We start from the raw sequence: 8944 nt of genomic DNA, 5'->3' as shown, positions 1-8944 counted from the left end.
ATGTCCCGCGAACTGACCGGAGAATCAACATCAACCTGGCGAATCGAAACGGACATCTCATCCAAATCGGCGTGAAAACTGATCAGATGCTCTCTTAGAGTTCCTAACAGAAGGTGTTGATCGAGTGACCGTCGGCATGTCCGCTCGTCGGTCGGGTCGTGGGGAAACGTCAGTCGCGGCCGTGGATCGTGTCGGACGAACTGTGGTCGCTCGTTGAGCCGTTGCTGCCCGAGCCGGGTCCGAAGCTGGTGGCGGGCCGACCACGGGTGCCGGACCGCCAGGCCCTGTGCGGGATCCTGTTTGTGCTGCACACCGGCCGCATCCCGTCCTCCCTCACGGCCGGCCCTGACGACCCCGTGGTTCGAAGTCCGTCCGTCCGTCATGGGTGATCGCCGTCCGGGCCGGTGACCGACGACAGCCCGGCCCTCCGCGGGGCGGAGGGCCGGGCGGGGATCAGTCGTCGATGCCGAAGTACCGGCAGAGGTAGTTGATGATCTCGACGGCGTGTGGTTGGAGTTCGGGCAGTTCCGTGGCGAGCACCTGCCGGGTGGCGGCGGACAGGGCGCCGGTGCTGGTGGCGGCGGGGCGGACGTGTGGTTCGAGGCGCTTGATCAGCTCGTAGTTGCTGTCGATGTTCTCGGCGCGCATCGCCTTCTCCAGGGGTGGCGCCCCGGGCGGCGGGACGGGCGCCAGCACCCGGCTGACGTAGGTGACCCGGTGCAGAATTCGCCAGCACGGGGGCTTGGCGGAGCTCTGCCGGGCCTGGCGCAGGGCGGCGGCGTCGGGGGCGCTGCTGCTCTGGAACCAGGCCGGGTCGACGACCTTGTGGTAGAAGTCGTCGAAGTTGGCGCTAGTCTCGCCGAGGTAGAAGGTGAGGAAGCGGTAGGCGTCCACCTTGCCCGGCACCAGGACCGGCCGGCCCGCGGCGTCGTACACCGGCTTGCCGTTGGTATCGCGGCGTTGCAGGTCGCCGGAGGGCGCGCACTGGACGTCGAGGCCGAAGGAGCGGGTGGATTCCTTGCTCTTGGCCCGGGTGACGCTGAAACCGCCGCCACGGGAGGCGTCCAGGTGGACGGACCAGCCGAGGCCGAGAGCGCCGAAGGTCAGGTCGAAGGAGCCGCCGAACATGCTGCTGTAGGTGTAGGAGCCGGAGGTGGTCTCACTGACGGCGTCGGTCGCCTCGGTGCTTTCGGTGAAGAAGCCGCCCTGGGCCGTCCAGACGTAGGTGTTGACCAGGTCTCGGTGCGAGAAGGCGGCCGCGGCGGCGCTGCCGCCGGTGGCCCGGCCGGTCTCCTGCGGGTCAGCGGTCATGCCCATCGAGCGCAGCACCGACCTGGCCTGCTTCTCCGCAGGGTCGCTGTCGGTGCGGTGGCCGGCCTCGGTGGAGGTCGACTCGTAGAAGGCGTGCAGCCGCTGTTGGTCACGGGTGATGCGGCGCTTGAGCGCGTAGGCGTCGCGCGGTTTGAAGTAGCTGTACTCGCCGTAGCCGGTGGCAGTGGGGTAGTCGGGGTCGGTGACCTTGCCGCGGTCATCGAAGCCGACCGCGCCGTCCAGGGTGCCCTGCTTGGTGTAGCGGGGGTTGATCGGGAAGTGGATGACGTTCCAGTCGGGCGGGATGTCCGGGTTGGGCAGCATCCGGTAGGCGACCAGGGCGCCGGTGTGCGCCAGGCGCAGCGCGAAGACGTCGGCGGTCTGGGAGCGCACCAGCGCCAGGCCGGTGTTGGCCGGCACGTAGCGGCGGCCGATGGCCTGGTTGAGCAGCTTGGCGGAGTCCTCGGGGTGGCCGGTGAGCGCCAGTTTGGTCTTGCGGGAGGTGTTGGTGCCCTGGCTGACCTGGGTGTCCTCGCTCCAGGTGTTGGAGAACTCCAGGCTGCCCGTCGCGGCGAGCTTCAGCTGCCCCTTGGCCAGCGGGGTGGCGGTGCCGATGCCGAGCGGTGCGGTGATCGTCATGGTGTCGGCGTCGGTCTCGCCGCCGAGCGCGAAGTTGAAGGCGGTGCTGGTGCTCCGGGTCCGGCTGGAGGACAGGCTGCGCACCACCTGGTCGGCTTCGGTGAACTCCACCGAGGAGGCGCCGGCGTAGCCGTCGTCCTTGCCGGTGAGGTTCTCCGAGGGCACTGGCGGGGCACCCTCGACGTAGCCGGTCAGCTGCGGGTCGAACTGGGCCTGGCCGACCCACTCGGTGGTCAGGTCGCCGACCTTGTACCCGGTGACCAGGTGCCAGCGGCCGCCGCGGACGAAGCCGTAACAGCGCTTGAGCACACCCAGCACCTCGCCCTTGGCGTCGTACTGGAGGTCGGCGTACTCGCTCGCACCGGGACCGCCGCCGATGGTGTCGTGGAACGGGGTGCGGACGTCGGCGAGGGCCGAGCGGACCTCGGCGGTGTCGGTGGAGATCGGGGCGGTGGAAAGCAGGATGCGCGGCCGCTTGGTGGAGAAGGCCAGGTGGTTGCCGCGCAGTCCCTCGTCGCGCACCGAGGTGGTGCCGGGCTCGGTGGAGTCGCGGTCGAACGGCCAGTAGCCGAGCAGGTGCTGCTTGTCGCCGCGCAGTCGGGTGAACAGGTTGTCGGAGATCTGCTCCGCGGTCCGGACAGTGCGCCAGATCCGCACCTCCTCCAGGGTGCCGGTGAACGGGTCGGCCGGCTTGCCGCCGGACAGCCGCGCACCGAGGGTGAGTTGGGCCTCGCCCCAGGGGGCGGAGTCCTGCGCGGTGACGGTGCCCTCGGCCAGCGGTTCGCCGTTGCGGTACAGCCGCAGCGGGCTGGCCGCCGGGTCGGGGTCGCGGGTCCAGCGGGCGCCGCGCAGCTTGGCCGGGAAGGAGCCGGAGTGGTCGATGGTGACGTTGCCGGCGTTCTCGTCGAAGGCCCAGCGGGCCAGCAGCCCCTTCTCGCGCGGGGTGACGGGCAGTCCGAGCTGGACGACGGGGCGCGCGGCGTTCCACAGCCGTACCTCGCCCAGTACGCCGGTCAGGCCGCGGCCGATCTCCAGCTCGCCGGTGTTGGCCTGCGCGCCGGGGCCCTTGTAGAGGTGGCTGCCGGCCGCCACGCCGTCGAGGTAGAAACGGATGTCCTGTTCGGGTGGGGCGGTCGGGTCCGCCCGGGTGGCGGCCGTGGCGTCGGGCTTGCGCCGTTCCCGGACGACAGCCACCCGCTGGAAGGCGCCGGCCCGCACCGGCCGGTCGGAGGCGTAGCGGACGGCCCTGCCGTCGGCTTCGGCGAACGCGAACTCCAGCCGCCCGTCGGCCAGCACACCCAACTGGTAGGGAACGCCGGCCTGTCCGCCGTCGACGACGGTGCCCTTGGCGAGCAGGCTCATCGGGGTGCCGATCCGGTCGATCCGGACGAACGCCTCGACGGTGAGGTCCTCCAACAGGTTCAGCGACTCCTGCGGGGCCACCGCAAGGCCCTGGCCGCCGTCCAGGAGCAGGGCCCAGGACTGGGTGAAGGTGGCGGCCAGGTGCGCCCACTCGTTGCAGGGGAACCGTTCGGCCGAGCGCAGCACCCGGTCGCCGACGCGGGCCACCACCTGATAGCCCTTGATCGGGGACGGCGGACTGCTCGGCCCGTCGAAGGTCCAGTGGCCGAGCAGGTCGGGTTCGCGGCCGGAGAGCCGCTGGTGGCGCTCGGCGCTGAGCTCGCGCTGGGTGCGGGCCCGGCCGAAGACCCGGACCTCGTCGATCCGGCCGTCCAGGTACGCGCCGCTGAACGGCTGGCAGCCGATCACCAGCGGGCCGTTCCCGGTGTACGCGCCGGTGGCGGTGCGGCGGCCGACCTCTACGCCGTCCCGGTAGAGCAACTGCTCGCGGGTGGCGTGCTTGTACACCGCCGCCCAGTGGTGCCATTCCAGGTCCGGGTAGGGCTGGGCGGTGACCAGGTCGTCGCCGTACAGCCCGAAGCGGAAGGTCTCGGCGGGATCGAACACCAGGTGCAGCGCCTGGTCGAGTCCGCCGCCCGGCGTGCCGTGGGTGAGCAGCGGCTCGGTGCGGCCGCGGGACTGGTTGCGCTTGGCCCACAGTTCGATGGTGAAGTCGCGGTTCGCCAGGTCGAGCGAGGCGGTCAGTTCGACCCGGTCGGTACCGGTGAACTGCTTGACCGTGAGTCCGACGGGGGCGAGGGAGAGGGAGTAGCCGGAGTCGTCGGTGCGGGCGTGGATGATCCGGCCCTGCCCGTCCTCGGGGTTGACCCATGCTTCCAGGGTCAGGTCGCCGGCGGGGGTGATGCCCGGGTGCCTGCCCGCGGGCAGGGTCAGGTACTGCTCCTTGCCGTCGAGCAGGAAGGCCCGGCCAGGCATTTCGGCCCGCCAGCGGCAGCCGCGCCCGGCGACGGCCGACTTGGCGGTGCCGTTGGGTACAGAGTCGACGCCGCCCGGGTTCAGCCCGACCAGCCGGGAGCCGGCCGAGAGCAGCACGCCGGGGCGGCTGGAGGCGGCCCGGCCCCAGTCGTAGCCGACCAGGACGACCTTGTCACCGGGCTTGATCCCGGTGACGGCGGAGGCGAGGGTGAGCGTCCTGGCACCGACCGGGGCGTCGGCGGCCACCGCGCAGCCGGCCGTGCCGATCTGCAGATGGGCCTTGGCCGGGACGGCGGTGGTGGTGGCGGCGGTGAGTTCCACGGTGGTGCCGGTGACCCGGGCGACGGCACCGACCGTCACCGGGCGGCCGGGGTCGCCGGCCAGGGCGGCGGCCAGTGCCTCGGCCTTGCGGGGCAGCGAGCGCCAGGTCTCGGTGTCGGCGCCGACGGTGACGGTCAGGTCGCAGCGGCCTGGCGCGTCGCCGTCGGTGACCTCGATGACGCAGGTGTCCAGAGTGATGCCGGGGTCGCGGGCCACGAAGCTCAGCGTGCCGCCGTCCCCGGCCAGGGTGCGGGCACCGCGGACCACGGCGGTGTCGTAGTAGGCGGCGAAAAACTGGTCGTTGGCGCCCCGGAAGTACAGCACCAGGTTGCCGGTGCCGCTGTCCAGCAACGCGGGCCGGTCGCTGCCCCGGGCGAACTCCAGCAGCGCGCCGGACAGGCTCAGGCCGGTGGTGTCGACGGCGAGCAGCGGCATCGGCACGGTGAGGTCGTCGTCGCCCTGCAGCGCGCTCGACAACCGGGCCAACTGCTCCTGCGCGTCCGCCAGCTCGGCCTGCTTGGCGGCCAGCGTGCGCTGCAATTCGCCGACCCGATGGCTGGCGGTGCGGGCCTCCTGGAGCAGGAGACGCGCGGTGTCCATCTTCTCCTTGGCCGGGAAGTACGCGGTGTCCACCCCCGAGCGCAGCCCGAGGCGGGTCATCCGCAGCAGGCCCGACTCGGCCCTCAGGCACTCGGCCGCCTGCGCCAGCAGCTGGTACGGGTAGCCAGAGGGGCTGCCGAGCGCGAGCCGGCTGCCGCGGTTGACCAGGCGGACGTACTCGCCCTCGGCGACCAGCTGGAACTGGGCGTATAAGTTGCCGGGTTCGCGAGCGATCGTGTTGAACGCGGTGTTGTCGGCCGCCGAATTGTTGACCGCGCACAGGTCCCGGCTCTGCTCGTGGCAGACCAGCCAGTAGCAGGGCCGGCCGTCCTGGCTCTCGCCGACGGACTCCAGCCGCCAGGTCGAACGGGGCAGGTTGGCTGTGAAGACCACCGAGCCCCGCGCGTCCGGGGTGGTGTTGATCGCATAGACCCACCGCCCGACCTGGCCGCTGAAGGTCCGCGGATTCTTCAGTTCCAGGTTGTACGTCCAGGCGGTGACCTGATCCTTCTCGGCCAGGTAGCGGCGCTCCAGATCGTCGAAGCCGGGCTTGAGCCGGTCGTGCTCGGCTTGCCGGTCGGCGAGCGTGGCGGCCGTGCCGGCGAGCCGGGTGATCTCCGTCGGCAGCGCGGCGACCTCCGGCTCCAGCCGCTTGACGATCTGCTGCAGGGCGCTGACCCGCTCGGAGTCCTGGCCCTTGGTGGGCCGCTTGAGCACCGGCGGCTCCAGCACGTCCGGGGCCTGGGCGAGGCGTCCGTCGCGGCCGACGGCGAAGTCCAGGGCGGCCACGCACGGCTCCTGCCCGTACTTGGCGGCGAACGCCAGCATCACCCGGGCCTGCCGCTTGGCCGGCTTGGGGTCGGGGCGATAGCCGGCGGCGACGTTCTCCTGCTGGTGGTAGAGCACGGCCGACATGCCGGAGACCACCGTGCGGCCCTTGAGGACAAAGCTGTCGCGCCGCACGCCGGGGTGGTCGCCGATCGGGGCGTCCGAGCCCGTCCAGTCCGCCGCGCCGCCGAGGGTGCCGTGCAGGGCCCGGTCGGTCTGGTCGTAGGCGGTGGTGCCCGCGCCCTCGTCGAAGCGGTAGTAGGCGACCAGGCCCGGCTCGTTGCCGATCAGCCGGTGGCCCAGGTCCTCAGTGAGTTCGGTGGCCGAGCGCACCCGATTCCAGATCCTCAGTTCGTCGAGGTCGCCCTGGAAGTGGCGCTCGGTGCCGCTGTCGTCCTGCTTGCCGACCAGGACGGGCCCCCGGGCGCCGGGAGTGAACGGGAGCGGGCCGCTGCCCGCCGACCGACCGTTGACGTACAGCCGCGCCGTGGTCCCGTCGAAAGTCGCGGCAACGTGCGTGTAGACGTCGACTGCGAGGACCTCGGTGGAGGACAGCGCGGCGGGCGCCCCCTCGTGAGTGAGGCTCAGCGCGCCGGACGCGTCCACGTCGAGCCGGAACTCCCCGGCCCGGCCCAGCAGCGGGCCGTCCAGCGCGGCGGGCTTGACCCACGCCTCCACCGAGTACGCCTTGCCGCCGAAGCGCAGCACCACCGGGTCGCCGAGGTCGACGTGGGCATCGTGGCCGTCCAGCCGCAGCGCTGTCTCGCCGCGCCCCCCGCTGCTCACCACCGGCACCAGGTCGCGGCCGGTGAACGGGCAGGCGCCGGGGGAACGCTCGAACACCGCGTCCTGATACGCCGGGTCGGGGCTGGTGTAGAACCGGGTGCCCTGGGTGTTGAACAGGCCCTGGGCGCCCTGCTCGATGTTGAAGCCGTCGATCCGCCCGGTGACGTCGTTGTGCGCGAACAGTTGCCAGCGCTGCGCGCCCGCAACCCCGGTCGGCACCAGCACCGCCGCGAACCGGCCCTGGGTCAGATTCCGGACCAAGGACAGCTCCTGGGTCGGCTCGTGGAACGGCCGGCCCTCCATGTCCTCGGTGCCCAGGCTGTCCTTGGCCGACTCCGGCCGGGTGGCGTGCCGGCTGCGCTTGAAGCGCGCCTCCAGCACCGGCTTCAACTTGCCGTCCACCAGCACGAACCGGTCGCACAACAGGGTGTCGCGCACCAGCGGCACCTTCGCGCCGCCGCCGTCCAGCACGTAGTCCGCGCGGGAGGCGTCCCCGGACGAGCCGCCCCCGGCCAGCTTGTACACCGCCCCCGCCTCACCCGCACCCACCGACTGGCGCAGCACCACCACATACGTCCCGTCCGAGGCCACCTGGAACGGCGCGTCCCCGGTCAGCCGCCCGGTGCTCGACAGGTGCCGGTCTACCTCCTCCTCGGCCGGCTGCTCCCCGGCCGCGGCCTCGGCCCCGCCCCTCTTCACCGTCGGCATCGCGGTCGCCCCGACCACCGCGTACCCAACCTCGGCGATCTCCCGGGGGAAGACCAGCTCGGCCGGGTTGTCGCTCCAATACGCCGAGTCCACGTCCCCCTTGGTCGGCGGACCGGCAAGATCCAGCACCGAGTAAACGATCCGGCGCGCGGCGTCCATCGCGAACGCGATCGTCGTGCCCTGGTGCCGGGCCATCGTCACGTGCCGGTACGACCGGTCCCCGTAGACCTTGAGCAGAGATCTCTGAGCTGCCACTGTTCCCCTTTCCCACATCCGCACGAGCCTGGCCGTGCGGCGCCCCCCCACAGGGCTTCGGCAGTCTGGCACGCGCGACTGCGGGCGGGGACCGTTGTCAAATCACCTGGGGCGTAGACGACTTGAACACTTCGCCGAGTGGCTGCAATCCACCATTCCGCCTCTGTCCCGTCGCCCTTCCGCCCGGCCCCGGCCGTCAGGAGAGCCAGCCCGCGCAGCGGGCGGCGGCGAGGTGGGCTGCCCGGCACAACAGCAGATGCAAGTCAGCTTCGATTGCCGGCCCGGACCGCGAATCCGGGCCCACTTCACAGGAGAGACCCATGCGCGACAGCAGGGCCCCGGAGTGTTCCGCGAATCTCCGGGTTGATCACGGGATGCCGTGGAGGGTGAGGACGGCTTCCGGGTCGGTGTGAGAATGCCGCCCACTGGCGGTATTGGCCCATCCGGCCTCACCGCGCCCGGCCATGCCGCATCCGCTGACGGTCACGGTGCCACCGAAACCCATGACGGCTACAACGCGATCACCCAGGTCGACGACTGCGGTGTCAACACAACCTCCATCGCGAGTTTGGGGTCAGAGGGAGCAAGCTCGTAGTCCAGCCAACCGTCCCCTTTTCCCTCCGCAGGCGGGATTCCGTCAACGGGCACTGTAATGGAGACTCTCCGTCATGGGATGCTCACGTTGGTCGGCAAGGAGTCGGCCAGGGAGGGAACGTAGCCATGCCAGACGAGCAAGCCGGTGTCCAGGCAACCGAGGTGGCGTTGATGCCAGCCACGAGGACCGTGGCCGAAGTCCCCGCAGCCGCTGACGCCCGCGACGCGCTCCTGCAAGCCATCAGCCAGGAAGCGCGGAACGTCGCGGACAAGTCTCAGGGGCAGGCATCCACGGCGCTGGAGCAGCTTGCCCGTGCATACGCCCTGGTGGTGTCCGGATATGCCCCGACGGCGATTCCAGGCGCCGGCGCCGAGCCGGTCCGCCTGCAGAGCCGTGCCGAATGGGGCATCGATTGACCATCCCGGAGGGCCCCTGGCTGAGATCGGGGCTGATGAAACTTTGGAGTCTTAGAGGTCATCTCATTTGGCGAGCCTGCGGTAGCAGATCAGGGTGCATGCGAGGCTCGTGAAGGCGAGGAAGTGTTCGGCTTTGCGCTCGTAGCGA

2 protein-coding genes and 1 pseudogene are annotated in these 8944 nt (G+C 71.1%); 2 read left to right on the top strand and 1 reads right to left on the bottom strand.

Annotated features, from left to right (window positions below):
* Nucleotides 1-185: 185 nt before the first annotated feature.
* Nucleotides 186-317 (top strand): annotated as a pseudogene (locus tag ACZ6CZ_RS37235) (transposase); the annotation flags it as partial.
* Between the two features lie 136 nt (nucleotides 318-453).
* Here the strand turns inward: ACZ6CZ_RS37235 and ACZ6CZ_RS37230 are convergent.
* Nucleotides 454-7785, bottom strand: coding sequence for a LamG domain-containing protein (locus ACZ6CZ_RS37230; RefSeq protein WP_469030413.1), 7332 nt, complete (start codon nucleotides 7783-7785; stop codon nucleotides 454-456).
* A gap of 720 nt (nucleotides 7786-8505) precedes the next feature.
* On the opposite strand from ACZ6CZ_RS37230, the gene ACZ6CZ_RS37225 reads away from it, so the two are divergent.
* Complete coding sequence (locus tag ACZ6CZ_RS37225) at nucleotides 8506-8796, top strand: hypothetical protein (RefSeq protein WP_469030411.1); 291 nt, start codon at nucleotides 8506-8508, stop codon at nucleotides 8794-8796.
* Nucleotides 8797-8944: the final 148 nt, after the last annotated feature.

The sequence above is a fragment of the Streptomyces sp. NPDC041135 genome, assembly GCF_055592085.1.
The sequence above is the reverse complement of the archived record's forward strand: the minus strand, read 5'-3'. Positions and strand labels throughout refer to the sequence as shown.

Bases quoted from the DNA above. Each gene is read 5' to 3' on its own strand.
- ACZ6CZ_RS37225 (WP_469030411.1), top strand. From the start codon at position 8,506: ATGCCAGACGAGCAAGCCGGTGTCCAGGCAACCGAGGTGGCGTTGATG.